Consider the following 24,014-nt stretch of genomic DNA (forward strand, 5'->3'; position numbering starts at 1 on the left):
ATGGGCTGCTGAAGCCATATGCGCCGGGTGGTCGAATGTCGGTCAGCGGACACAGGCGTTTGTTTACGCGTAGAGAAATCGTAATGGGGCGGAACCTGGGCACAGGCTTTCCGTTGTTGAGCGCCATGACGCCACACGCCGTTCTCGTATCCCGCACCTGCAACACGTCGGACCGACGCACCATCCGCTGGTGGGAGTGCGAACTGGTGGATACCGACGGGTCGCGACACATCCGCGATCAGGCCTTCTTCTCCATCGGCGAGGCGAAATCCTGGGCCTCGGCGCAGGGCTATCCGGTCAGCGACGACGCCGCGTCGTCGTCCGACGCCTGATGTCGCGTTCCGCGCCGACGGGCGTCCTGACGGCCGAAGCCTTCGACACGCCGCGCATCCTGCTGGCCGGCGCCGTCGATTATGCGATGTACGATCGGTTCCGCGATCAGCTGGCCGCCGCCCCCAAGACCGGGCTGACGGTGATCGAGCTGTCGACCCTGGGGGGAGATCCCGAGGTGGCGCGGATGATGGGGGAGGACGTCCGGTTCCAGAGCGACATCAATCCGTCGCGCCGGCTGGTCTTCCTTGGCAAGGCGGCCATCTATTCGGCCGGGGCCACCTTCATGAGCTTCTTCGCCACCCCGAACCGTTATCTGACGCGGGGCACGCGGGTGATGATCCACGAACGCAAGATGGACAAGGAACTGCACGTGATCGGGCCGCTGACCACCTGCGTCGCCTCGGTCCGGGCGATGTTGAACGAGCTGGAACACTCCATCGCCATCCAGAACGAGGGGTTCGAGAATCTGGTGCTGGGGTCCTCCGTCACGATGGAGGAGGTGCTGAAACGTGCGCCCGCCAACTGGTATATCGAGGCGCAGGAGGCCAAGGCGCTGGGCCTGATCGCTGACGTGATCTGACGCGGCGGCAGGATCAGGCGTCCAGCGTCTCCACTGTCAGATTGCCGTTGGTGTAGACGCAGATCTCGGCGGCGATCTTCATCGCCTTGCGGGCGACCTGTTCGGCGTCCAGCTCGGTTTCCTCGATCAGGGCGCGGGCCGCCGACAGGGCGTAGTTGCCGCCTGAACCGACGGCGGCGACGCCGTATTCCGGCTCCAGCACGTCGCCGACGCCCGTCACGGTGAAGATCGACGACTTGTCCGCCACCAGCAGCATCGCCTCCAGCCGACGCAGATAGCGGTCGGTGCGCCAGTCCTTGGCCAGATCCACGCAGGCGCGGGCCAGCTGGTCGGGATACTGCTCCAGCTTGGCCTCAAGCCGCTCGATCAAGGTGAAGGCGTCGGCCGTGGCGCCGGCGAAGCCCGCCAGCACCTTGCCGCCAGCCAGAACCCGCACCTTTCGCGCCGCGCCCTTGACGATAGTCGGTCCCATCGAGACCTGGCCGTCGCCGGCGATGACGGTGCGGCCGTTCTTGCGCACCGCCAGGATGGTGGTGCCGTGCCAGTCGGGGAAGTTCGAAGCGCTCTGTGTCATCCCCGTCAGATGGCGCGCCGGGCGGCGTGCATCAAGTCCGTGCCGGATTGGGATAACCGTGTCTTATTTTGACCCCAATAATGGCTAGAACGCACAATCCGCATCCATCAACACGCCTAATGAGGGCATTATCTTGCTTTATCGCGTCGTTTTCGTAAGCGAAATGATCGGCGCGACGGGCAGAGATGTTCAATCGGTCGCCGAAATCCTGGGCGCGTCAGAGCGCAACAATCGCCGCGACGAGATCAGCAGCGCCATGATGTTCCACGAGGGCGAGGCCGCCCAGATGGCGGAAGGCGCGCGCGGAGATCTGGACCGACTGCTGGCGCGCCTGTCGAGGGATCCGCGTCATCGCAACATCCGCATCCTCGAAGACCGTCCGGTGATGCAGCGCCGCATGCAGGATTCAGCCCGTCTGTGCGCGCTCACGGACATCCAGGCGCGCGACATTCTGTACGGGCGGCGATTGAGCGATCTGTCCTGTGCAGGACTGGAAAAGCTGCTGTCGTGCGAACACGTCAAGATGGCCGCCTGATCCGCCCCTGATCCGCCCCTGATCCGCCCTTGGGGCGGCGCCTTCTGTTAACCCCGATCGCCTAGCTGTCGCACGTCGGGCCCTGGCCCTGAGTTGCGTAAGAGTGGTTATGGCGTTGTTCCGTATTGTCTATGTCAGCGAGGCGACCGGGTCGGTCGGCTCCGGCCTCATGCCTCTGATCGACATCATCGGCGTGTCCGAACAGAACAATCGCCGCGACCATCTGACCGGCGTGCTGATGCGCCACGACGGGCGGTTCCTTCAGATTCTCGAAGGGGCGCGCGCCGATCTGAACCGCGTCATGGCGCGGGTGAGCAAAGACCGCCGCCACGACAATCTGTGCATTCTGTCGGACCAACCGATCTCGGAACGACTGTTTCCCGCCTGGGCCATGGGGCGGCTGGAAGCGACGCCTGAGGTCGAGGCTTTCCTGGCGACCGATATGACGCAGGCGGACGTCCCCGCCGAGGTGGATCGTCTGCTGGCGGGTCTGGTTCAGACGACGGCCGACGCCGTTTAGCGCGGCGCCCCTCGCGCACCGCCGTCGGGATGGCTAGATGAGGCGGTGATCTTTTCCGAAGACGAAGTCGAACGCTATGCGCGCCACCTCGTCCTGTCCGAAGTGGGCGGGCCGGGGCAGCAGGCGCTGAAGCGCGCGCGCGTGCTGATCGTCGGGGCCGGCGGCGTGGGCGCGCCGGCGGCGCTGTATCTGGCGGGGGCGGGCGTGGGGACGCTGGGTCTGATCGACGACGATGTGGTGGGCCTGTCCAATCTTCAACGGCAGATCGCCTTTTCCACGGTGGAGGTCGGCCGGCCCAAGGTCGAAGCGGCGGCGCAGAGGCTGGAGGGGCTCAATCCGCATGTGTCCGTCGAGACCTTCGGCGAGCGGCTGACGGCCGAAAATGCCCAGGCGCGGGTCGGGGCGTTCGACATCGTCCTGGACGGCACCGACGATTTCCAGACCCGGCTGTGGGTCAATGCGGCCTGCGTCGCGTCCGGCAAGCCGCTGGTGTCGGGCGCGCTGGGACGCTGGAACGGTCAGGTCGGAGTGTTTGCGGGCCGGCCCTGCTATCAATGCCTGACGCCTGAGGTTCCGCCGGATGCGGAAACCTGTTCGCGGGTCGGGGTGGTCGGCGCGCTGGCGGGCGTGATCGGGTCGATGGCGGCGCTGGAGGTCATCAAGCTGATCACGGGGGCGGGCGAGGCCCTGACCGGACGACTGCTGCTCTATGACGGTCTGGCGGGCACGGCGCGGACCGTGCGGGTGGGGGCTGACCCCTATTGTCCGGTCTGCGGCGACTGAGCCTCAGGCGGCCGTGGCGAAGCGGACGTCGGCCAGATCAAAGCCGGGCAGGGGTGCGGCGAAGCCCAGGGCGGGGTTGCTCAGCACCGTCACCAGCCGCTCGCCGCAATACAGATACAGGGTCTCGAACCCGACCCAGTTGCGGGCCACGCCTTCCAGCGCCTGATTGGCCGCCGTGTCGTGGATCGCGTCGAGGACGCAGATGTCCCGCACCGGAACGCCGGGCAGGTTGACGATGCAATAGTAGGAGTCCAACGCACGCTTCCTCAGACAGGTCGCCGGAAACGAAGCTCGCTCGCGGCGGTTCCTCCCCTGCCCGTGGTTTTCGACAGCCGTGTGAGTCCGGTCCGACAGACTTGTGAAAAAGGAGGCCCGATGGCCCGACGTCCCGCCTCGCCCAAACGCCTAAACGCCGCCAATCTGAGCGGGTTGGGAGCGGATCGCCTGGGCGAACTGCTGATGCAGGCGGCCGACGCGGACGCCCTCCTGAAGCGCAGGCTCAGGCTGGTGCTGGCGGCGGAGGCCGGACCGGACCTGCTGGCGCTCGAACTGGACAAGCGGCTGGCGACCATCGCCTCCAGCCGGGCGCGAGTGTCGTGGCGGAAACGGCCGGACCTGCTGAGGGATCTGGACATCCTGCGCGGGGGCATTGTCGATGATCTGGCCGTGGCGGCGCCGGGAGCGGCGCTGGAGCGGCTGATCGCCTGGTTCGATCTGTTTCGCGGCCTGGCGACGCGGGTCAAGGATCAGAAGGGGGAGTTGGCGGCCGCGTTCGAGACGGCGGCGCCCGATCTGTGGCGGATCGCCGAGGCTGCTGTTCAGGCGGATGACAAGGCCGTCGCGCCTCTGGCCCAGGCGGTGGAGCGCCAGCCGCTGGAATACGCCCGCTGGATCGGGGCGGGCGGCGATGAACTGACGGCGGACCTGGCCAGGCGGCTGCTGGACCCTCTGGACAAGACATTGAGCGTGCGCGGGATGCGGACCGTGATGCGACGGCTGGCCGACCGGGCGGGCGATCTGGATCTGTGGCTGTCGCTGACGACGCCGGAGGAGCGGGGCTCGCCGGATTTCGCGGCGGTGATGGCCAAGCGGCTTCTGGTCGCGGACCGCATCCCAGAGGCGCGACAGGCGCTGGAGGCGGCGCTGGCGCCCTCGGCGGGCAATCGGCGCTGGACGTTCGGGCGTTCGCCGCAAGCCGGCCCGCCGACCCTGACGCCGGCCTGGGAGGCGACCTCGATCGACCTGCTGGACGCCGAGGGCCGCAAGGACGAGGCGCAGGACCTGCGCTGGGCCATGTTCGAACGCGACCTGTCGGCGCCGGTGCTGAGGGCCTATCTGGCGCGCCTGCCGGACTTCGACGATGTCGAGGCGCTGGACCGCGCCCTGGCCCACGCCGCGACCCATGCGGATTTCGAGACGGCTTTGGGCTTCCTGATGGACTGGCCCGCGCACCGCGAGGCGGCCGCCCTGGTCGAGCGCCGCATCCGCGAGGTTCGCACGGCTCTGCCCTCGAAGGCGGACTGGGCGGCGCGGCTGGCGCAGAAATATCCGGACGCGGCCGAGCGGTTGCTGGCGTCGGCTTAAAGCATCGCTGGAATGACACGGTCCGGCGGGCGGTGGCCGTTCTGGTAGGTCATGATGTTGGCGATGACGCGGTCGCCCATGTCCTGGCGCGCTTCCAGGGTGGCGGAGCCTAGGTGGGGCAGCAGGACGACGTTGGGCTGGCCCAGCAGGCCGGGATGGATGTCCGGCTCGTTCTCGAACACGTCCAGGCCGACGCCGGACAGGGCGCGCATGGCGACGGCCTGGGCCAAGGCCGCCTCGTCGATCAGTTCGCCGCGCGCGGTGTTGATCAGGATGGCGTGGGGCTGAAGCCGGGCCAGACGTTCGGCCGACAGCAAATGATGAGTGTCCTTGGTCGCTGGACAGTTCAGCGAGACGATGTCCATCCGCGCCAGCATCTGGTCCAGGTCGTCCCAATAGGTGGCGCCCAGCTCTTCTTCGATCAGGGCGGGGACGGGCTTTCGGTTATGGTAGTGGACCTGAAGCCCGAAGGCCTTGGCGCGGCGGGCCAGGGCCTGGCCGATCCGGCCCATGCCGACGACGCCCAGCCGCTTGCCCCATAGTTTTCGCCCGCACATCCAGGTCGGGGTCCAGCCCTCGAACCGGCCCTCTGCGACAACCTGGGCGCCCTCGACGATGCGGCGGCTGACGGCCAGGATCAGGCTCATGGCCAGGTCGGCGGTGTCCTCGGTCAGGACGCCGGGGGTGTTGGTGACGATGATCCCGCGCGCCACGGCCGCGTCGATGTCGATATGGTCCACGCCGGCGCCGAAGTTGGCGATCATCTTCAACTGTTCGCCCGCGCCATTGATCAGTTCGGCGTCGATGACGTCGGTGATGGTGGGAACCAGGACCTCGGCGCGCTGGACGGCGGCCTGGAGCGCGGCGCGGTCCATTGGCTGGTCCTTGAGGTTAAGTTCGGCGTCGAACAGCTCGCGCATCCGCGTTTCCACCGCGTCGGGCAGGCGTCTGGTTAATACGACCTTAAGCTTGCGGGCGGACATTGCGGGCCTTGGTTTGCGGGCGGCGATTCAGACGGATCGAAAGCCCGCGCGACGGGTCGTTCCATTCAGTGTCTAGCAAAGCCGCCGCCATCTTCCAAAGCCTGCGACGCCGCATCGCCATCGTTCTCGCCGTTCTGGGCCTGGGCGTGATGGCCAGCGCGGGCGCGACCATGCCCGACGGGCGGCCCACGCCGACGGGGCTGGAGGTGCCGCGCTGGATTTCGCTGAAGTCCTCGCATGTGCGCGCCCGCCAAGGGCCGGGGCTGGACTATCCGATTCTGTGGGAATATCGCGCCGCCGGCCTGCCGGTGCAGGTGATCGCCGAGACGACGGAATGGCGCAAGATCTGCGACCCGGACGGCGCCGTCGCCTGGATCCACCGCACCGTGTCGTCGGGCCGCCGCTATGTCTTCAACACGACCGCTCAGGAAGTGCCGATCCGGTCGGGCCGATCCGAAACGGCCTCGGTGCGGGCGCGCCTGTCGCCCCGCGCCCTGGTGTCGCTGGACGAATGTGAAGAGGGCTGGTGCAAGGTCCGCGCGCGACGGCTGGAAGGCTGGGTGGCGCAGCGGGCGGTGTTCGGAACCCAGGAACGGGCGCTGTGCAACGCCAATCGGCCGGCGGGCACGGGCCGCAACTGAAGCCGCGCTGTTGAGCGAAGCGGCGCGGTCGTGTAACCCGCGCGCAACGCCTTAAGAAACGGAAGCGCCTTGACCCAGTCCCAATATCCTTCGTCCTTCGATCATGAGGCCCTGCTGGCCTCGGGCCGCGGCGAGCTGTTCGGTCCCGGCAATGCTCAGCTGCCCGCCCCGCCGATGCTGATGTTCGACAGGATCACGACGATCAACTCTGACGGCGGCGAGCACGGCAAGGGCTATGTCGAGGCGGAACTCGACATCAATCCCGAGCTCTGGTTTTTCCAGTGCCACTTCATCGGCGACCCGGTCATGCCGGGCTGCCTGGGCCTGGACGCCATGTGGCAACTGGTCGGTTTCTACCTGGGCTGGATCGGCGGGCCCGGCAAGGGCCGCGCCCTGGGCGTCGGCGAAGTCAAGTTCACCGGCCAGGTGACGCCGGACATCAAGAAGGTGGTCTACAAGATCAACCTGAAACGCGTCATCAACCGCAAGCTGGTCATGGGCATCGCCGACGGCGTGCTGGAGGCCGACGGCCAGGTCATCTACACCTGCAATGACATGCGGGTCGGCCTGTTCGGCGCCAAGGATGAGGCGGCGGGCGCTTAAGCCCCTATATAACCGCGAACAAGGCGGACGGTCTTCGGGCCAAGAAGCATTCGAGAAGGAAACACCATGCGTCGTGTCGTCGTCACCGGCCTGGGCATCGTCTCCTCCATCGGCCACGGCGCCGAAGAGGTCACCCAGTCTCTGCGCGAAGCCCGTTCGGGCGTCGTCCATGCCCCCGATCACGCCAAATACGGCTTCCGCAGCCAGGTCTGGGCGCCGCCCAAGATCGGCCCGTGGGAAGAACTGGTGGACCGTCGCGCGGCCCGCTTCCTGGCCAACGGCACGGCGTGGGCGCACATCGCCTTCGAAGAGGCGCTGAAATCGTCGGGCATGAGCGCGGACGAAATCAAGGACGACCGGATCGGCCTGATCGTCGGCGAGGGCGGCCCCTCGACCCAGGTCATCCTGCAGGCGGCGGCCACGACGGTCGAGCGCGGTTCGCCCAAGCGAATCGGCCCGTTCGCGGTGCCGAAGGCCATGGCGTCCGGCCCCTCGGCGGTGCTGTCGACCTGGTTCCAGATGCGCGGCGTCAACTATTCGATCAGCTCGGCCTGCGCGACGTCGGCTCACTGCATCGGCGCCGGGGTCGAACAGATCCAGTGGGGCAAGCAGGACGTGGTCTTCGCCGGCGGCTGCGAGGACATCGACTGGTCCATGTCGAACATGTTCGACGCCATGGGCGCCATGTCTTCCGACTTCAACGACAACCCGTCGGTCGCCTCGCGCGCCTATGACGTCAACCGCGACGGCTTCGTCATCGCCGGCGGCGCGGGCATCGTGGTGCTGGAAGAATACGAGCGGGCCAAGGCGCGCGGCGCGACCATCTATGCCGAGGTCACCGGATACGGCGCCAACGCCGATGGTCACGACATGGTCGCTCCTTCTGGCGAGGGCGCCCAGCGCTGCATGAAGATCGCGTTGGAACAGGCCGGCAATCCCCGGATCGATTACCTGAACCCGCACGGCACCTCGACCCCGGTCGGCGATTCCAAGGAGATGGAGGCCGTGCGCGCCATCTTCGGCGACCAGATGCCGATGATCTCCTCGACCAAGTCGCTGACGGGCCACTCGCTCGGCGCGGCGGGCGCGCAGGAAGCCATCTACTGCCTGTTGATGATGCAGAACGGCTTTGCGGCCGAGAGCGCCCATATCGAGACCCTCGATCCGGCGTTCGAGGGCATGCCCATCCTGCGTCAGCGTCATGAGGGCGAACTGACCCACGTCATGTCCAACAGCTTCGGCTTCGGCGGCACCAACGGCACGCTGATCCTGTCGAAGGTCTGACCCTCTACCGATGAACCGTCATCCCAGGGCCTGTCCCTGGGATCCAGACTCCCGGTGTTCGACGATGACGCACCCCGTGGATGGACCGGGAGTCCGGATCCTCGCCACAAGGGCGAGAATGACGACGTTTTTGCGCGCGGGACTGTCAATGGGGACGCCCGCGCCCGATCATGCCCAACTTGGCTGTTTACACGACCGATTCTCGCCCTTAAGAGCGTCGCCGTGACCCAGCCCCTGACCAAAGCGATGACCTCGAAAACCACCGGCTTCGGCGGGGCGGTTTCGGGTGTGCGCGAGGTCTGAAGCGCCGAACCCCGATCCCAAGCCCCGCCGATGCGCGGGGCGGTCGATCCGGCTGAACCCCGCGCCTCCATCCTTTCAGGAGACGCCTTTCATGTCCTTTTCCCCATCCAATCCGCCCCATATCGGCATCGTCGGCGCCACCGGCCTTGTCGGCGAGATGATGCGAGGGCTGTTAGCCGAGCGGAAATTCCCGCTAGCCTCGCTGCGCCTGTTCGCCTCGGCCCGGTCGGCCGGCAAGACCGTCCGCTTCGGCGAGACCGACATCGTGGTCGAGGACGCGGCGAGCGCCGACTACACCGGTCTGGACATCGTCTTCTTCTCGGCCGGCGGCGACACGTCCAAGGCCCTGGCGCCCAAGGTGGCGGCGGCGGGCGCAGTGGTGATCGACAACTCCTCGGCCTGGCGCAGCGACCCGGAGGTGCCTTTGGTGGTCGCCGAGGTGAACCCCCACGCCCTGGCCAACCTGCCCAAGGGGATCATCGCCAACCCCAACTGCACCACCATGGCCGCCATGCCGGTGCTGAAGCCGCTGCATGACGCGGCGGGGCTGAAGCGTCTGACCGTATCGACCTATCAAGCCGTGTCGGGCGGCGGGGTCGAGGGCATTCGGGTGCTGGAGGACCAGTCGCGTGCGACCGTGGGGCAGGGCGCGGCCCTGGCCCGCGACGGATCGGCCGTGGACTTCGGTGCGCCCGAGAAGTGGGTCGTGCCGATCGCCGCGAACGTGGTGGCCCTGAACTATACGCTGGACGAGGACGGCTATACGGACGAGGAACTGAAGCTGCGCGACGAGAGCCGCAAGATCCTGGAGATTCCCGGCCTGCCTGTGTCCGGCACCTGCGTGCGTGTGCCGGTCTTCACCGGCCACTCCCTGTCGATCAATGTCGAGTTCGAGCGTCCACTGTCGGCGGCCCAGGCGCTGGAGCTGCTGGGCCAGGCGCCGGGTGTGGTGGTGACGGCCGTGCCGAACCCGCTTGACGCCACGGGCAAGGATCCGGTCTTCGTGGGTCGCGTGCGTCCCGATCCGACGGTCGAGCACGGCCTGGCCCTTTTCGTGTCCAACGACAATCTGAGGAAGGGCGCGGCCCTGAACGCGGTCCAAATCGCCGAGGTTCTGGTCCAGCAGCGCGGCTGACCGGACAGCAGGCGGGGTTCAGTCGTAGCGCACGCCGCTGAGATAGAGCCCCGCCGAGGGGGCGACGGGGCCGCACCGGGCGCGGTCCTTCGCCTCCAGCGCCGCCTTGACGTCGTGGGCGGTCCAGCGGCCCAGACCCACCTCGACCAGGGTTCCGGCCATCGACCGGACCTGGCGATGCAGAAAGCTGCGCGCCTGAAACACCAGATGCACCTCCTCGCCGAAGCGGGAGACGCGGGCCACGTCCAGGGTGCGGACCGGCGACTTGGACTGGCAGCCCACGTCGCGGAAGGTGGTGAAGTCGTGATGCCCGACCAGAACCTGGGCCGCGTGGTGCATGGCCTCGGCGTCCAGGGGCTTCTTGACGTGCCAGACGCGGTCGCGCTCCAGCACCGGCTGGGGGCGGCGGTTCAGGATGCGGTACAGATAACCTCGGCCGGTCGCCGAGAACCGGGCGTGCCAATCGGGATCGGGCGCATAGTCCGCCGACAGGACGCAGACATCCTGTTTGACCAGATGGGCGTTCATGGCGTTCAGCACCGTATCAACGGGCCAGTCGCGTTCCAGATCAGCATGGATGACCTGGGCGGTCGCATGGACGCCAGTGTCGGTGCGGCCGGCGGCGGCGATGCGGATCCGCTCGCCCGAGAAGGCGTGTATGGCCGCCTCCAGTGCGCCCTGCACCGTCGGTTGGCCGTTCTGGGCCTGGAAGCCGTTGTAGGCCGTGCCGTCGTATTCGATCGTCAGCTTGTAGCGCGGCATCAGCCGAGCACGGTCCCGGCCGGCAGGGCGAATCCGCGCAGCATCTCGTCGGCCGATTGCGCCGCCTTGCCCTCGCGCTGAACCCGGATCAGACGCACGGCCCCGTCGCCGCAGGCCACGGTCAGGGCGTCGTCCAGGGTCTCGCCCGGCGCGCCCGATCCGTCCGTCAGGGCCGACAGCAGGGCCTTCACCCGCACAGGCCCCGTCTCTGACGGCGCTTCGAACCAGGCGCCGGGGAAGGGCGATAGGCCGCGGATGTGGACGTCCACCTCGGCGGCCGGGCGGGTCCAGTCGATGCGGGCTTCGGCCGGGGTGATCTTCTTGGCGTAAGTCGGCTCGCCGACCTGTTCCGACGGGGTGACGCTGCCGCGCTCGATGGCCGCCAGCGCACGCGGCCACAGGCCGGCGCCGACATGGGACATGCGCTCGGACATGGTGGCGGCCGTGTCGTCGGCGCGGATGTCCATCAGCTCGGTCAGCAGGATGGGGCCTTCGTCCAGGCCGACGCCCATCTGCATGATCTGGACGCCGGTCTGGGCGTCGCCGGCCATGATGGCGCGCTGGATCGGCGCAGCCCCGCGCCAGCGGGGCAGCAGCGACCCATGAAGGTTGAAACAGCCCAGGCGGGGCGCATCCAGCACCTCGGCCTTGAGGATCTGGCCGTAGGCGACGACGCAGGCGGCGTCGAGGTCCAGGCTCTGGAAGGCGGCGATGGCGTCGGGCGCCTTCATGCTCTCGGGCGTGAAGACGGGCAGGCCCATGGTCTCGGCGAAGGCATGGACCGGCGACGGCGTCAGCTTCTGGCCCCGGCCTTTGGGGCGTGGCGGCTGCGAATAGACGGCGACGATCTCGTGACCCGAGGCGATCAGCTCGGCCAGGGACGGCACGGCGAAGTCGGGAGTTCCCATGAAGGCAAGGCGCATGGGCACGCCTTTAGAGGTTTACTGCCAGCGGGTGAAGACGCCGCCGCCTTCGTCCCACTCGCCGCCAGCGTCCAGGGCGTCGTCGAAGTCGAGCAGCTTGTCCAGCAGCAGGCCCGCCACCACGCCCAGCAGGGCCACGCCGGCCAAAGTCGCGACGCCGGCGACGCCGATCTTCTGGCTGCGGGTCAGACGACGGCGGCCCGAGGAATCGATGATCAGCGATCGGCCGCGCGGAATGGACGGCGCGATGCGGCGCGCAGCGCGTTCGATACGTTCGGGGCGGACGATCTTGGTCATCAGGCGGCGATCCTGTCGCGGGCGGCCTTCTTGACCTTGGTCACGGCGCGATCCCGCTTGAGACGCGACAGGTGGTCGATGAAGAGCACGCCGTTAAGGTGGTCCATCTCGTGCTGGATGCAGACGGCGTAGAGGCCCTCTGCCTCTTCCTCCACCGACTGACCGTCACGGTTCAGATAGCGAATGCGGACGCGGGCGGGGCGTTCCACCTTGTCGAAATACTCGGGGATCGACAGGCAGCCTTCTTCGTAGGTGTAGAGCTCGTCCGAGGTCCACAGGATTTCCGGGTTGGCGAAGAAGCGCGGGTTCTTGCGCGCTTCGAACGCCTCGGGGGTGTCCTCTTCCTCGGTCTCGGGGATCGTGCCGTCGCGATCGCCCAGGTCCATGACGATGACCCGGTCCAAGGCGCCGATCTGAACGGCGGCCAGGCCGATGCCGGGTGCGTCGTACATGGTCTCCAGCATGTCATCCATCAGGGCGCGGACGGCGTCATCCACCGCCGCCACGGGTGTGGACACCTGCTTCAGGATCGCCAGGTCGGCGGGGAGGTCGATGGTGAGGATACGTCGGATGGCCATGGCCGGGGACGTAAGCCCGCCCCGGCCCAAGGTCAAGATTTTCGCCTATTCGTCGCCGCCCTATTCCTTGCCAGGAAGCGCGCGGGGTTTGCGGTGCTCGTCGATGGCGACATAGGTGAAAACGCCTTGGGTCACGCGGACGGACGCAGCCTGGGGCTGGCCCCGTGCCCGCTTCCAGGCCTCGACGTGGACGCGAATGGAGGTGCGGCCCGAGCCGATGACATGGGCGTAGATGCTGACCTCGTCGCCGACCGAAACGGGCTGATGGAAGACCATGCCGTCCAGCGCCACGGTGGCGCAGCGTCCGCAGGCCAGTTCGAACGCCGGGGTTGCGCCCGCCACATCCATCTGGGCCAGCAGCCAGCCGCCGAAGATGTCGCCTTCGGGGTTGGTGTCCGCCGGCATGGCGATGATGCGGCCGACGGGCTGGTACTCTGGCGGTTGTTCGGGGGCGTCGGACATGATGGAACCTGCTGTTCGGGGAGGCGGGCTCTCTAGCGCGGCTTGGCGGGCTTGTCGCCTTTGAGCGTCTTGACCCGCGTCGGCTGCGGCACGGACAGCGTCAGGCGGGATGTCCGCACGGCCTGGGCGTCACGCAGGGCCCGCCACGCCGCGCCCAGCTCCATCGCGGTCAAAAGATGATCCTGGGTCATGACCTCACGTCGAGACGCTCTCAGCGTTGCGACATCCGTCATGAGGCGCGACGCGGCGTGAAGGTCTTCGCGGTCTGATCTCGCGCCCAGATCCTGCAGCCGAGCGAACCGCCAGCCCTGTTCCGGCGGGTGTTCCAGCGTCAGGGCGAACCGCTCGGACGGCCCAAGGTCAGCGGACAGAAAGGTCCACTCCACGCTGTTGGGTTGGCGACGGTAGTGACCGGGCTGCGTCGGCAGACCGGCGGCGGCGTAGATGTCGAGGGCCCCGGCCTCGATCTCGTCCAGCGCCAGACTGAGGGCATCAGGCTCTGTGGGTTCGAGGTCGCCGGGACGTTCGAAAGGATCGGCGTGGTCGTCGGCAGGCGCGGCCGCGGACCTGCGTGAAAACAGACCCGAAAGCAGCGCCCGCCGTCTGGCCATGATCAGTTGTTCAGAGTGCTGGTCACCGACACGTCATAGACGACGCGGGTCAGGCTCTGAACGACCTCGAAGAATTTGCGCATCTCGGCGGCGCCGGCCAGCGGCACATAGATCACATCTTCCGGCATGACCTGCATGTTGGTGGCGGCGAAGACGTTGGCGGCGTCGCTGAAGTCCAACTCATAGACGACCGGCACGCCGCGCGGCGTGGCGGGCTGGCTGATGCCCAGGGCCTGGGCCACTTCGGGCCGTTCGAAGCGGAAGATCAGCACGCGTCGGGCGTTGGCGGTGTTGGTGTTCAGGCCGCCGACCTTGGACATGGCGCCGGTCAGGGTCATGGGGCCGGCCGGCATGTCGACCTGGGCCACGGCGTTCAGGCCGCCGAAGGTCGAGAAGCGGCGGGGCTTGTACTGGACATTGACCACGTCACCGCGTTGCAGGCGGACGTTCTCGCCGAACTCGGTCGTCACAGCCGACAAGGGGGCGGTGTAGGTCCGGCCCTCGCGCTGGATCGAGATGGTCAGATCGTCGGTGGTGCGGGCCGAACCGCCGGCCGCCGCGATGACGTCCAGGATGCGGTCGCTGTTGACGCCCAGGGGCGCACGGCCCGGCTGGCGCACGTCGCCCAGGACATTGACGGTGTTGGAGGCGTTGCCGGCGATGGACACCAGCACCTGCGGATTGGCGACCTTGCCGACCAGAGAGCGTCGGATCGCCGAGGCCGCCTGGGTCGAGGTCAGGCCCTGGACGCGAACCTGTCCGCCGAACGGAATGGCGACCGAGCCGGAGCGATCGACGACGGCGCCCGGCAAGGCCTGGTTGCCGCCGGACAGGGTCGTGTTCGTGCGGCTGGACGACGAACCGGAGCCCAAGGTTCCGCCGAACAGCGAACCGGAAGGATCAAAGATCGAGATCGCCAGGGTGTCGCCCTCGCCGATCACGTCGGCAGGCTGGTCGCTGGATCCGGCGGCCAGGGTGCCGAAGAATTGGGGTGGCACCTGTTTCATCCGCTCGGTGACCTCATAGGTCAGCGGCACCAGGGCATAGCTGCCCAGCGCGGAGGCGGTGGTGGCCCCGGCGTTGACTGAGGCGCCCGACGGTCCGTCGCGCGGCAGAGTGGAGCAGCCGCCCAGGATGGCGACGATGGCAAGCGGCAGAATGGTGCGCGTCATGAAGCTGGATAGCCCTTGTTCGCGGATTGATTACAAGCCTTTGGGCGCGCTCGCCAGAGGCTAGGCGTCTTCAAGACCGATGGCGTCGGCGACGATGCGGAAATGCCCCGGCCAGTCGGGCGCGACATAGGCCGGCGGCGGGGGCGGGGCCGTCTGCGTGGCCCGCTCGATGGCGGCCAGCCAGCCCAGGCCATCCAGCGGGTCGATCAGTTCGGCGTTCGGCGTCAGTTCGCGATGCGGCGCGATGTCGGAGGCGATCAGGGACAGGCCCATGGCGCAGGCCTCGACCGCCGGCAGGTCGAACCCTTCGACGGACGAGGGGGCCAGCACAGCACGCGCGCCGCGCATCAGACGCGCCAGAACGGCGTCGGACAGGTTGGAGGCCTGATGCACCACGCCCTGGAGATTGGGCGAGCGTTGCAAGTGGTCCAGCACCGCCTCGTTCTCCCAGCCGTAGCGACCGACCAGCACCAGGGACGGCGTCTTGTCGCCCAGTCGCTCCTCCAGCCGCCGCCACAGGGTCAGCAGCAGGGCCAGGTTCTTGCGCGCCTCGATGGTGCCGACGTGGACGAAATAGGGGCGGGGCGCCGCGACGGCGTCGCCAGCGACGAAGGCCGGCTCCAGCCCCAGATGGGCGACGTGGATTGGCGGCTGGGGCAGGCCCTCCCGCCCCGCGAAGGCGCGCAGTTCCTCGCCCGTATAGGCCGAGTTGACGATGATCCGGCTGGCGTGATGCAGGGTGTTGGCGACGCGGGCGTGGTGTTTCTCTCCGTCGCCAGGGCGGCAGAACTCGGGATGGGTCACGGGGATCAGGTCGTGGATCAGGACGACTCGCTTGATCCCTGCCGCTTCGAGCTCCTGAAGCGCCGTCGGGTCATGCAATGTGGTGTGGCCCACGTTCAGATAGAGGTCGGCCTGTGGCAAGGGCGTGGCGTGGCGGGAGCGAAAGAACTGCTTGAAAACACGGGCCTTGTCGGCGGGCTTCTCTTGAACGAGAGCGGGAGGCGCGCCCAGCACCGATTCAGCGGGTCGCGTATCTGAGGTCAGGGCCGCCAACAGGCGCTGCTCGTGCGCCAGGTCGGTGGGCGCGCTGGCGGCCCCGTTCCACTTGGCCCGCAGGTCGGTGACGAAACGTCGGAACCAGCCGATCTCGACGGCAACGAGCCGGTTCTTGCGACCGCGCACAGGAATGGTCGTCACGTTCGGCGAGGCCAGCAACCATTCGGCATAGGCCAGACAGACCCGATCCACGCCGGTCGGGGCGGAGCGGTCGGCCCGGCTCATCAGCCGGCTGGCGTCGTAGAAGATACGCATTTCAGGCGACGTAACCGGCCTGCATCAGTTCGGCGATATGGACGATGGCGGTGGGGCGTCCGTCCTCGACCACGAACAGATTAGCGATCTTGTTGGCGGTCAGCAGATCGACCACGTCGCTCATGCGGGCGTCCGGCTCGACGGTGATCGGGTTGGCGCCCATGATGTCGGCGGCCGTCAGGTTCGTGGTGTCGCGCTGGAAGGCGCGGCGCAGGTCGCCGTCGGTGACGATGCCCGCCAGGGCTCCGTCGTCGGTCAGCACGGCCACGGCGCCCTTTCGGCCCTCGGTGATGGCCGAGACGACTTCGCGGAAGTCGGCGTTCAGCGGGACGCTGGCCGGGACGGCGGCGTTGTCGCCCATCCATTCGCGCACGCTCTGTAAGCTCATGCCCAGGGCGCCGCCGGGATGGTGCAGGCCGAAGTCGATTGCGGTGAACTCGCGGCGATCCATCAGCACCATGGCCAGCGCATCGCCCAGGGCCAGCGCCATCAGGGTCGAGGTCGTGGGGGCCAGGCCGTTGGGACAGGCCTCTGCGACGCTGGGCATGGTCAGGCAGACGGCGGCGTTGCGGCCCAGGAAGCTGGCGGGGCGCTGGGTGATGGCGATGACGGGAATATTGTTGCGCTGGCAATAGATCAGCGGATCGCGCAGTTCGCGACTCTCACCCGAGTTGGATAGCGCCAGCAGAGTCACGTCGGGGCGCAGCATGCCCAGGTCGCCATGGCTCATTTCGGCGGGGTGGACGAAGAAGGCGTTTGTGCCGGTCGAAGCCAGGGTCGCGGCGATCTTGTTGCCGATATGGCCCGACTTGCCCATGCCGGTGACGACCACATAGCCCGGTCGGCTCATGATCACATCGACCGCGCGGGCCATCGAGACGTCGATCGAACGCTCCAAGGCTTCCAGCGCCTCGATGTTCAACCGGACGACCTCGCGGGCGCGATCAGTCATGACGGCGATGTCTTCGGGCGTGGAGTGGATGATCTCGGTCATGCTTTGACGGCCCGCAACCGGGCTCTCCTTCTTCGAGACGCGCGATCTGCCGTAATCGAAGATCGTACGCAACGCGTCCTTTCAGACGACTTTGTCGGTTTCGGGTCAACCTTTGCCGCATTGGCGCGTTACGGTGACGGGGAAGCCAACAAGAGAACTGATCGTCAATGCCGTCTCACGCCGGAGCCGCCGCGCTATTGCTCCCATCACCGCCCGTCGTCGCCGACGGGATCGCCCTGTTTCTGGACATGGACGGCGTGTTGGCGCCGATGGCGCCGACGCCGGATGCGGTCGTGCCGACGGTGCGCCGTACGGCGGCGCTGAAGGCGGTCGAGGCGCGGCTGTCGGGCCGGGTCGCTATCGTCAGCGGCCGCACCATCGCCGAGATCGACCGCATCTCCGACCACGCCCTGATGTCCGGCTCAGGCGTGCATGGGCTGGAGCGGCGGCTGAAGGACGGGTCGATCGAGCGCAAGACGGCCGATGCGGGGGTCGCCCAGGCGCTAGAGGCGTTCGAGGAATTCGCCGCCGACCGGCCGGGCGTGATCGTGGAAGACAAGGGCGTCTCGGTCGGCCTGCATTATCGCCAGGCCCCGGATCAGGCGGGCGCCGCCCAGGATCTGGCCGCCGCGCTTCAGGCCGAGACGGGTCTGACCTCGCAGCCGGGCCATATGGTGCTGGAGCTAAAGACGCCCGGCGCCGACAAGGGCACGGCCGTCACCGCCTTCATGCAGGAGGCGCCGTTCAAGGGCGCGGTCCCCGTAATGCTGGGCGACGATCTGACCGACGAATACGGGTTCGAGGCGGCGGCGGCCCTGGGCGGCTACGGCGTGCTGGTCGGCCCCGAGCGCGAGACGGCGGCGCGATACCGCCTGGACGATGTCGACGCCGTACTGACCTGGCTTGAAGCCGTAGCGAAGGCCTGAACCGATGAAGCCCAATCTGGACCTCTTTCCCATCGGCAACTGCGGCGTCAGCGCCCTGATCGACCGTCAGGGCCGCTTCGTCTGGGCCTGCGCGCCGCGCGTGGACGGCGACCCGGTATTCTCCGCCCTGATGGACGGCGAGACGCCCGAGCATGGCTTCTGGGCCATCGAGATGGAGGGGATGACGTCGATTGAACAGGCCTATGTCCGCAACACGCCGGTGCTGCGCACGGTGATGACGGCCGAGGACGGGTCAAGCGCCGAGATCATCGACTTCGCACCGCGCCATCCCAAACATGCCCGCACCTATCGCCCGCTGGCTTTCGCGAGGATGGTGCGGCCGCTGTCGGGCACGCCGCGCATTCGCGTGCGGTTGAGGCCCTCGACAGACTGGGGCGCGCGGCCGGCGCCCTATACCTCCGGCTCGAACCACATCCGCTATATGTGCGCCGACGTGACCTTCCGCCTGACGACCGATTGTCCGGTATCGCATGTGCTGGAGGAACGGGTGTTCCGGCTGGAACGGCCGCACGCCTTCTTCCTGGGGCCGGACGAAGGCTACGATCAGGACGTGGGTCACGGCGTGCAGGGCGCGCTGGATCGCACGGTGGCCTATTGGCAGGACTGGGTGCGCAAACTCTATCTGCCGCTGGACTATCAGGAGGCGGTGATCCGCGCGGCGATCACGCTGAAGCTGTGCGCCTATGAAGAGACCGGCGCCATCGTCGCCGCCATGACGACCTCGGTGCCCGAGTTCAAGGAGAGCGGGCGAAACTGGGACTATCGCTACTGCTGGATCCGCGACGCCTATTACACGGTGCGGGCGCTGAATAGGCTGGGTGCGGTGGACATCCTGGAGAACTACCTCGTCTATCTGAGGAACCTGGTCGACGATTCCGCCGGCGGCCACGTCCAGCCGGTCTATGGCGTGGGTCTGGAGCCCGGCATCGGCGAAAGCATCGTCGATTCCGTCGAGGGTTATCGCGGCATGAAGCCGGTGCGGATCGGCAATCAGGCGCACGAGCATCTGCAACATGACGTGTACGGACAGATCGTCCTGCCGCTGGTGCAGGCCTTCTACGACGCGCGCCTGCTGCGTCCTGGCACGCTCGAAGATTTCCATGCGCTGGAGACCATCGGCGAGCGGGCTTTCGCCATGCACGACCAGACCGACGCCGGCCTGTGGGAGTTCCGCACCATTGCGCGGGTCCACACCTACTCCTCCGTCATGTGCTGGGCGGCCTGCGACCGTCTGGCCAAGGCGGCCGACCATCTGGGCCTGCCGGATCGGGGCGAGTTCTGGCGCGAGCGGGCGGGGATCATCCGGGCAAGGATCGAGGCCGAGGCCTATCTGCCCGACGAGGGGCGGTTCGCCGCCAGCTTCGGCGGGCGCGAGCTGGACGCCTCCCTGCTGCAGATGACCGATCTGGGCTTCCTGGAGGCGCACGATCCGCGTCAGGTCGCCACCTTCGACGCCATCGAACGCGATCTGAAGAAGGGGCCGTTCCTGTTCCGCTATGTCGAGCCGGACGATTTCGGCGAGCCGGAGACGGCCTTCAACTTCTGCACCTTCTGGTTCATCGAGGCCCTGCACCAGAACGGCCGGATCGAGGAGGCGCGCACCATCTTCGAGGAGATGCTGAGCCGTCGGACGGCCGCTGGCCTGTTGAGCGAGGACATCTCGATCGACGACGGCGAACTGTGGGGCAACTATCCGCAGACCTATTCGCTTGTCGGGATCATCAATTGCGCCGTGCTGTTGAGCCGTTCGTGGACCGATGTGCGTTAGTATTTGGACCCCGGGGCTGGGGTCGCCGTTCGAAGTGAAGTCATGAGCCGCCTTATCGTCGTTTCCAACCGGGTCTCCGCCCCGACGGACCCCGCCGCCGGGTCCGCCGGCGGCCTGGCCATGGCCCTGTCCGCCGCCTTGCGAAAATACGACGGCCTGTGGTTCGGCTGGTCCGGCGAAACGATCGAACACTATACCGGCGAGGTGAAGATCGAGGACCGGGCCGGCGTCACCGTCGGCCTGGTCGATCTGGAAGCCCAGGACGTCGATGAATACTACAACGGCTACGCCAACAAGACGCTGTGGCCGCTGTTCCACCATCGCATCGACCTGGCGCAGTACGAGCGGTCGTACGGCGAGGGCTACGAGCGGGTGAACCGCCGCTTCGCCGAGGTGCTGGCCCCGCTGATCCAGCCGGACGACATGATCTGGATCCACGACTATCACATGATCCCGATGGCGCGGGACCTGCGCCGTCTGGGGATCAGAAACCGGATCGGCTTCTTCCTGCACACGCCCTGGCCCGCGCGTCAGTTGCTGGTGACCCTGCCGCATCACCGGCGGCTGGTGGAATCCATGTTCGACTTCGACCTGATCGGTTTCCATACCCAGGAATGGAGCGACCTGTTCACCGACTATGTGGTCTCCGAGGCTCAGGGCGAACTGGACGGGACCGGCGGGCTGGAGTGTTTCGGACGCAAGGTCCAGACCGGCGTCTTCCCCATCGGCATAGACGTGGACGGTTTCCTGGCGGCGCGGAACTCGACGCTGGGCGCGCGGACCTATGACCGAATGGCGGCGTCGTCGGCCTTCCGGTCGATGATGGTCGGCGTGGACCGGCTGGACTATTCCAAGGGGCTGGAGGAGCGGCTGCTCGGCTATGAGCAGTTCCTGCAGGACAACGCCTCGATGCGGGGTGAAGTCTTCCTGTTGCAGGTCACGCCGATCTCGCGCGACGATGTGGACAGCTATCAGGATATTCGCGCGCGGCTGGACGCCCTGGCGGGGCGGATCAACGGCGCCTTCGGCGACATGGACTGGCAGCCGATCCGCTATCTGAACCGCACCTATCGCCGGGATCAGCTGGCCGGCATCTATCGCGCGGCGCGGGTGGGCTTGGTCACGCCGCTGCGCGACGGCATGAACCTGGTGGCCAAGGAATATGTCTGCGCCCAGAACCCTGAAGATCCGGGCGTGCTGATCCTGTCGCGGTTCGCCGGCGCCGCTGAACAGATGGGCGAGGCCCTGCTGGTCAATCCCTACAGCCGTGAAGAGCTGTCGGACGCCATACAGAAGGCGCTGACCATGCCCCTGGCCGAGCGTATTCGGAAATGGGAATCCCTGATGGAGGTGGTGCGCGCCACCGACGTGGGCATCTGGCGCGACGACTTCGTGCGCGCGCTGCGCGCCGACGACACGACGGCCCAATCGACCCAGTGGGCTGGGGCGGCCTGAAGCTCAGCTCAGGTCGAAGGCCAGCATCAGGGTGCGCTGGGCCGGATTGAAGTTGTCGTCGGACAGGATGTAGAGGCGCGTCTTGCCACGACGCGTCTCGGCGGCGATGCCTTCGAAATTGTCGGTAGTGCCGGGCAGTTTCAGCTCGATCAGGATCGGCCCCAGGGTCCCGTCCGGGGCCATGCGACGCACACGAGCGCGCATGTCGATGGGCGCGCGATACAGGCGCTGAACCACGAACCATCCGTCGCCGGACGGATCACGATCCAGGCCGGTGATGCGATATTCGCTGTCGGGAATGGGCGTCTCGGGCGGAGCCATCACGACGGTGCAACGGGCCGCTGAACAGTCCCAGACGCCGCCCGCCTCGCCCGACACGCGCCAGCCGTTGGGCGCGACGGCCAGCCCCTCCATCCCGTCGTTTTCGGTGAAGGCGAAGTCGGGCGCCTGCATCGGCGTCGGCCGGGTCTTGAGAGCCGACAGCGGGCCATAGTTCCAGATCCGGTGGCGCCGTTCGAAACTGACCAGCAGATCGCCGGAGGGCGTGAGAACCAGGCCTTCGGCGTCTCCGTCCTGCTTGTCGGCAATCGCGCTGCCGTCTTCCAGCGTCAGGCGGCGCGAACGGAAATGATCCAGGCCGATCAGCCGCCCGCTGGCGTCCAGGCGGATGTCGCCGCGCACCAGATCGCCCGCATCCGACACGGTGACGAAGCCGCCATCACCGGTCAGCTTCAGGTCCGACAGACTGTGCAGGGGCGAGGTCGGGGCGGCGATGAGTTGCAGGCCCCCGGCGAAACTCACGCCGTCCGCCAACTGCGCCCCGCCGGGCAGGCCCAGGCTGACGCTTCTTAGTTCCGCGACCGCCGGCGTCCAGCCGTCTGACGACAGCGGATAAGGCTGGGGCGCGCCGAGCGAGGCGGCGCAGGCCGTCAGCGACAGCGCGATCCAGATGGAGGCCAGGCGGCCGAAACGGCTCATGCCGCCAGCTTCTTTCGCGTCCGTCGCGTAGGACCTGCCGCGCCTTCGTTCTCGAACAGTTCGGCCAGCTTCTCGGTCATGGCGCCCGCCAGCTGTTCCACGTCCACGATGGTCAGGGCCTTGCGATACCAGCGGGTCACGTCGTGGCCGATGCCGATGGCCAGCAGTTCGACGGGCGAGCGGTCCTCAATCTCGGCGATGACCTGGCGCAGGTGCTTGTCCAGATACAGGGCCGCGTTGGCCGACTGGGTCGAGTCGTCCACCGGCGAGCCGTCGGAGATGACCATCAGGATACGCCGCTGCTCGGTGCGAGCCAGCAGGCGATTGTGCGCCCATTGCAGGGCCTCGCCGTCGATGTTTTCCTTCAGCAGGCCTTCGCGCATCATCAGGCCGAGGTTCTTCTTGGCCCGGCGCCAAGGCGCGTCGGCGGCCTTGTAGATGATGTGGCGCAGGTCGTTCAGACGGCCGGGGCTGGCGGGCTTGCCGGCGGTGATCCAGGCCTCGCGGCTCTGGCCGCCCTTCCAGGCGCGGGTGGTGAAGCCCAGGATCTCGACCTTGACGCCGCACCGTTCCAGGGTGCGCGCCAGGATGTCGGCGCAGACCGCCGCCACCATGATCGGTCGCCCGCGCATGGAGCCTGAGTTGTCCAGCAACAGGGTGACGACCGTATCGCGGAACGGGCTCTCGCTCTCGGCCTTGAACGACAGGGGGGCGGTGGGGTCGGTGACGATCCGCGTCAGCCGCGCGGTGTCCAGCATCCCCTCTTCCAGATCGAAGACCCAGGAGCGGTTCTGCTGGGCCAGCAGACGGCGTTGCAGCTTGTTGGCCAGGCGCGAGACGACGCTGGACAGGATGGCGAGCTGTCCGTCCAGCAGGGCGCGCAGCCGGTCCAGCTCGACCGGATCGCACAGGTCGGCGGCGTCCACCACCTCGTCGAAGGCGGTGGTGAAGACGCGGTAGAAATCGACCGCGCGGCCGTCGTCGGCCGTCTGCTGGCGGTTGGGCTGCTGGCCTTCCTGCAGTTCGGGGCCTTCGTCGGAGCCTTCGCCGTCGGGATCGGCGGGCGCACCCTCGGGGCGGCTCTCGCGTTCTTCTTCCGAGGACTGATCGTCGGCGTCGCCCTCCATCGACTGGGAGCCCTCGCCGCCGTCCTCTTCGTCTTCCTCGTCCTGATCGTCGTCGGCGGCCGGATCCTGGGGATCAGGTTCCTCGTCGCCGGGATCTTCGGATGAATCCTCGCCGCGCCCGTCGCCGGGGTCCAGATCCAGAGCGCGCAGCACCTCGCGCATCTTCAGCGCAAAGCCTTCCTGGTCGCCCGCCGTGCCCGCCAGGGCGTCCAGCTTGGCGCCCGCCTTGGCCTCGATATTGGCGCGGACCAGATCCAGCATGGCCTTGGCGCCGTCGGGCGCAGGACGCCCGGTCAGCCGCTCGCGCACCAGAAGCGCCACGGCCTCGGACATCGGCACTCGTTCCGGCTCGTTGATGCGCAGGGCGCCGGTCTTTTCCAGGCGGGTGATCAGGGCGGCGCCCAGGTTGTCGCGCACCCCGGCCAGATGTTCCGAGCCGAACGCCTCGACCCGCGCCTGCTCGACCGCGTCGAACACCTCGGCTGCCTTGGTGTCGACGGGCCGCATCTTGGCGTTCACCGCCCCGTCGTGATTGGCCAGCCGCAGCGCCAGCCGGTCGGCCTGGCCGCGCAGGGAGGCGCTCTCGGGACCCGACGGATCGCGCGGCGGATGGGGCAGGGTCAGGACGCCGTTCGACAGCTTGGGACCGTCGGACCCGAACAGGACCTCCAGCTCGGGCTGTTCGGCCAGGGCCCGCGCGGCATGACCCAGCGCGCGTTTGAAGGATTCGGCGGGAGTATCCGGGGCGGCCATGGCCCTCAGTTAATC

Annotated in this window: 27 protein-coding genes; 13 read left to right on the plus strand and 14 right to left on the minus strand. The window is 67.6% G+C overall.

Features of this window, described 5'->3' with window-relative positions:
* Positions 1-125: 125 nt before the first annotated feature.
* Both CHRYSEO8AT_RS07310 and CHRYSEO8AT_RS07315 read left to right on the plus strand, forming a co-directional pair.
* Positions 126-332 carry a hypothetical protein gene (locus CHRYSEO8AT_RS07310; protein WP_159848439.1) on the plus strand — a complete coding sequence of 69 codons (207 nt, stop codon included), beginning with the start codon at positions 126-128 and terminating at the stop codon, positions 330-332.
* Complete coding sequence (locus CHRYSEO8AT_RS07315) at positions 332-913, plus strand: ATP-dependent Clp protease proteolytic subunit (protein ID WP_159848442.1); 582 nt, start codon at positions 332-334, stop codon at positions 911-913. The genes CHRYSEO8AT_RS07310 and CHRYSEO8AT_RS07315 overlap by 1 nt, the downstream gene beginning before the upstream one ends.
* A 13-nt stretch (positions 914-926) precedes the next feature.
* Here the strand turns inward: CHRYSEO8AT_RS07315 and hslV are convergent, their stop codons facing one another.
* Positions 927-1,487, minus strand: coding sequence for an ATP-dependent protease subunit HslV (gene hslV, locus CHRYSEO8AT_RS07320; protein WP_159848445.1), 561 nt, complete (start codon positions 1,485-1,487; stop codon positions 927-929).
* A gap of 133 nt (positions 1,488-1,620) precedes the next feature.
* Between hslV and CHRYSEO8AT_RS07325 the strand changes: the two genes are divergently transcribed.
* From CHRYSEO8AT_RS07325 to CHRYSEO8AT_RS07335, 3 genes are all read left to right on the plus strand, one after another.
* Positions 1,621-2,022, plus strand: a complete 402-nt coding sequence (locus CHRYSEO8AT_RS07325) for a BLUF domain-containing protein (RefSeq protein WP_159848448.1) — start codon at positions 1,621-1,623, stop codon at positions 2,020-2,022.
* Between the two features lie 109 nt (positions 2,023-2,131).
* Positions 2,132-2,542, plus strand: a complete 411-nt coding sequence (locus tag CHRYSEO8AT_RS07330) for a BLUF domain-containing protein (RefSeq protein WP_159848450.1) — start codon at positions 2,132-2,134, stop codon at positions 2,540-2,542.
* 45 nt (positions 2,543-2,587) lie between these two features.
* On the plus strand, positions 2,588-3,325 hold the full coding sequence (locus CHRYSEO8AT_RS07335; protein ID WP_159848453.1) for a molybdopterin-synthase adenylyltransferase MoeB: 738 nt from the start codon (positions 2,588-2,590) through the stop codon (positions 3,323-3,325).
* Positions 3,326-3,328: 3 nt separating this feature from the next.
* Here the strand turns inward: CHRYSEO8AT_RS07335 and CHRYSEO8AT_RS07340 are convergent, their stop codons facing one another.
* The gene (locus tag CHRYSEO8AT_RS07340; protein ID WP_159848456.1) at positions 3,329-3,580 is read right to left on the minus strand and encodes a hypothetical protein; all 252 of its coding nucleotides are present in this window, start codon (positions 3,578-3,580) and stop codon (positions 3,329-3,331) included.
* Positions 3,581-3,700: 120 nt separating this feature from the next.
* Between CHRYSEO8AT_RS07340 and CHRYSEO8AT_RS07345 the strand changes: the two genes are divergently transcribed.
* Entirely contained in the window at positions 3,701-4,909 is a 1,209-nt protein-coding gene (locus tag CHRYSEO8AT_RS07345; RefSeq protein WP_159848459.1) for a DUF6880 family protein, read from the plus strand.
* Here the strand turns inward: CHRYSEO8AT_RS07345 and CHRYSEO8AT_RS07350 are convergent.
* Entirely contained in the window at positions 4,906-5,892 is a 987-nt protein-coding gene (locus tag CHRYSEO8AT_RS07350) for a D-glycerate dehydrogenase (protein WP_159848462.1), read from the minus strand. The two genes, CHRYSEO8AT_RS07345 and CHRYSEO8AT_RS07350, sit on opposite strands and share 4 nt — an antisense overlap.
* A gap of 68 nt (positions 5,893-5,960) precedes the next feature.
* Between CHRYSEO8AT_RS07350 and CHRYSEO8AT_RS07355 the strand changes: the two genes are divergently transcribed.
* From CHRYSEO8AT_RS07355 to CHRYSEO8AT_RS07370, 4 genes are all read left to right on the plus strand, one after another.
* Positions 5,961-6,533 carry an SH3 domain-containing protein gene (locus CHRYSEO8AT_RS07355; RefSeq protein WP_236547455.1) on the plus strand — a complete coding sequence of 191 codons (573 nt, stop codon included), beginning with the start codon at positions 5,961-5,963 and terminating at the stop codon, positions 6,531-6,533.
* A 69-nt stretch (positions 6,534-6,602) separates the two neighbouring features.
* Positions 6,603-7,136 (plus strand): 3-hydroxyacyl-[acyl-carrier-protein] dehydratase FabA, encoded by a 534-nt coding sequence (gene fabA, locus CHRYSEO8AT_RS07360; RefSeq protein WP_159848465.1) that lies wholly within the window; start codon positions 6,603-6,605, stop codon positions 7,134-7,136.
* 66 nt (positions 7,137-7,202) lie between these two features.
* Positions 7,203-8,420 carry a beta-ketoacyl-ACP synthase I gene (fabB, locus tag CHRYSEO8AT_RS07365; protein WP_159848468.1) on the plus strand — a complete coding sequence of 406 codons (1,218 nt, stop codon included), beginning with the start codon at positions 7,203-7,205 and terminating at the stop codon, positions 8,418-8,420.
* A gap of 394 nt (positions 8,421-8,814) precedes the next feature.
* On the plus strand, positions 8,815-9,858 hold the full coding sequence (locus CHRYSEO8AT_RS07370; RefSeq protein WP_159848482.1) for an aspartate-semialdehyde dehydrogenase: 1,044 nt from the start codon (positions 8,815-8,817) through the stop codon (positions 9,856-9,858).
* Positions 9,859-9,876: 18 nt separating this feature from the next.
* On the opposite strand, the gene truA is transcribed toward CHRYSEO8AT_RS07370, so the two are convergent.
* The 9 genes from truA to CHRYSEO8AT_RS07415 are packed head-to-tail and all read right to left on the minus strand — an operon-like array spanning position 9,877 to position 16,971.
* The gene (truA, locus tag CHRYSEO8AT_RS07375; RefSeq protein WP_159848484.1) at positions 9,877-10,620 is read right to left on the minus strand and encodes a tRNA pseudouridine(38-40) synthase TruA; all 744 of its coding nucleotides are present in this window, start codon (positions 10,618-10,620) and stop codon (positions 9,877-9,879) included.
* The gene (gene fmt, locus CHRYSEO8AT_RS07380; RefSeq protein WP_159848486.1) at positions 10,620-11,543 is read right to left on the minus strand and encodes a methionyl-tRNA formyltransferase; all 924 of its coding nucleotides are present in this window, start codon (positions 11,541-11,543) and stop codon (positions 10,620-10,622) included. The genes truA and fmt overlap by 1 nt, the downstream gene beginning before the upstream one ends.
* Before the next feature lie 18 nt (positions 11,544-11,561).
* Positions 11,562-11,840, minus strand: coding sequence for a hypothetical protein (locus tag CHRYSEO8AT_RS07385; protein WP_236547456.1), 279 nt, complete (start codon positions 11,838-11,840; stop codon positions 11,562-11,564).
* Positions 11,840-12,418 (minus strand): peptide deformylase, encoded by a 579-nt coding sequence (gene def, locus CHRYSEO8AT_RS07390; RefSeq protein ID WP_159848488.1) that lies wholly within the window; start codon positions 12,416-12,418, stop codon positions 11,840-11,842. The genes CHRYSEO8AT_RS07385 and def overlap by 1 nt, the downstream gene beginning before the upstream one ends.
* Positions 12,419-12,478: 60 nt before the next feature.
* On the minus strand, positions 12,479-12,880 hold the full coding sequence (locus CHRYSEO8AT_RS07395) for an acyl-CoA thioesterase (protein WP_159848490.1): 402 nt from the start codon (positions 12,878-12,880) through the stop codon (positions 12,479-12,481).
* A 32-nt stretch (positions 12,881-12,912) separates the two neighbouring features.
* On the minus strand, positions 12,913-13,491 hold the full coding sequence (locus tag CHRYSEO8AT_RS07400; protein WP_159848492.1) for a hypothetical protein: 579 nt from the start codon (positions 13,489-13,491) through the stop codon (positions 12,913-12,915).
* A gap of 2 nt (positions 13,492-13,493) precedes the next feature.
* Positions 13,494-14,663, minus strand: coding sequence for a polysaccharide biosynthesis/export family protein (locus tag CHRYSEO8AT_RS07405; protein ID WP_159848494.1), 1,170 nt, complete (start codon positions 14,661-14,663; stop codon positions 13,494-13,496).
* Between the two features lie 60 nt (positions 14,664-14,723).
* Positions 14,724-15,977: a glycosyltransferase family 1 protein gene (locus CHRYSEO8AT_RS07410; RefSeq protein WP_159848496.1), complete on the minus strand. Its 1,254-nt coding sequence runs from the start codon at positions 15,975-15,977 to the stop codon at positions 14,724-14,726.
* Between the two features lies 1 nt (position 15,978).
* Positions 15,979-16,971 (minus strand): SIS domain-containing protein, encoded by a 993-nt coding sequence (locus tag CHRYSEO8AT_RS07415; protein WP_159848498.1) that lies wholly within the window; start codon positions 16,969-16,971, stop codon positions 15,979-15,981.
* 167 nt (positions 16,972-17,138) lie between these two features.
* Between CHRYSEO8AT_RS07415 and otsB the strand changes: the two genes are divergently transcribed.
* The 3 genes from otsB to CHRYSEO8AT_RS07430 are packed head-to-tail and all read left to right on the plus strand — an operon-like array spanning position 17,139 to position 21,141.
* Positions 17,139-17,897, plus strand: a complete 759-nt coding sequence (gene otsB / locus CHRYSEO8AT_RS07420) for a trehalose-phosphatase (protein WP_236547457.1) — start codon at positions 17,139-17,141, stop codon at positions 17,895-17,897.
* A gap of 4 nt (positions 17,898-17,901) precedes the next feature.
* Entirely contained in the window at positions 17,902-19,686 is a 1,785-nt protein-coding gene (locus tag CHRYSEO8AT_RS07425) for a glycoside hydrolase family 15 protein (RefSeq protein ID WP_159848500.1), read from the plus strand.
* A 42-nt stretch (positions 19,687-19,728) separates the two neighbouring features.
* Entirely contained in the window at positions 19,729-21,141 is a 1,413-nt protein-coding gene (locus CHRYSEO8AT_RS07430; RefSeq protein WP_159848502.1) for a trehalose-6-phosphate synthase, read from the plus strand.
* 3 nt (positions 21,142-21,144) lie between these two features.
* Here CHRYSEO8AT_RS07430 and CHRYSEO8AT_RS07435 read toward each other — a convergent pair whose 3' ends face one another.
* Together CHRYSEO8AT_RS07435 and cobT are read right to left on the minus strand one after the other, a co-directional pair.
* Positions 21,145-22,119 carry an esterase-like activity of phytase family protein gene (locus CHRYSEO8AT_RS07435; protein WP_159848504.1) on the minus strand — a complete coding sequence of 325 codons (975 nt, stop codon included), beginning with the start codon at positions 22,117-22,119 and terminating at the stop codon, positions 21,145-21,147.
* A complete protein-coding gene (gene cobT, locus CHRYSEO8AT_RS07440) occupies positions 22,116-23,999 on the minus strand; it encodes a cobaltochelatase subunit CobT (RefSeq protein ID WP_159848506.1) in 1,884 nt (627 codons plus the stop codon). The genes CHRYSEO8AT_RS07435 and cobT overlap by 4 nt, the downstream gene beginning before the upstream one ends.
* Positions 24,000-24,014: the final 15 nt, after the last annotated feature.

The organism is Brevundimonas sp. G8 (assembly GCF_902506205.1).
In the GTDB taxonomy this organism is placed as follows: Bacteria; Pseudomonadota; Alphaproteobacteria; order Caulobacterales; family Caulobacteraceae; genus Brevundimonas.